Here is a 631-nt window from a genome sequence, read left to right as displayed (position 1 = left end):
GCGGCAGAGTCATCCCCGGGACAGATGGTGTTGCTCGGGTGAAACAGGTGGCCCTTCGGGCCACTTACCATCCACAGGAACGAGGGCGTTCGCTGATCGAGAAATGGCCTCTGACCTGCAGAAATAGATGGCAAGAAGGGTGCTAGGAGAGTAGAATCAGACCCATCACAGCACACCTCTGAAGGGAGGGCAGGCGATGAGTCTCGGGCGCGAGATCGACCACTGGGGCACCAACCCCGGCGATGCGATCGACGCTGCGTTGGCGGCCATCGAAGCCGCCCTCCACGACCTGCTCGCGACCGATCCCGCCTATTGGTGCACCGAGCAGAAGAAGAACCTCCTCAAGCGACTGGAGAAGCTCCAAGCCCAACAGGCCGCCCTGAAACTGCGGGTGCTCGCGTCGGCCGGTGACATCGCCGAGGAGACCGGCGACAAGGACGCCTCGGCGTGGATGCGTGCCGAGCTGCTGGTCAACAAAGACGCGGCGAGGTCGGAGCTCAAACTTGCTACCAGGGTCGCGAAGTACAAGCGCGTCGCCGCTGGCCTGGCCGAGGGTGTGGTGTCCCTGGACAAGGCCCGGGTGATCACCGCGGCGCTCGACAAGATCCAGGCCGACCCGGTCGCCAGTGCC

The 631-nt window shown here is 64.3% G+C and carries 1 protein-coding gene; it reads left to right on the top strand.

Annotation, left to right across the window (positions count from 1 at the left end; genetic code table 11):
• Positions 1–196: 196 nt before the first annotated feature.
• A partial coding sequence (locus UG56_RS27380) for a DUF222 domain-containing protein (RefSeq protein WP_143055238.1) occupies positions 197–631 on the top strand: 435 nt, incomplete at its 3' end.

Source organism: Nocardioides luteus (assembly GCF_000960475.2).
Taxonomy (GTDB): domain Bacteria; phylum Actinomycetota; class Actinomycetes; order Propionibacteriales; family Nocardioidaceae; genus Nocardioides; species Nocardioides luteus_A.
The sequence above is the reverse complement of the archived record's forward strand: the minus strand, read 5'-3'. Positions and strand labels throughout refer to the sequence as shown.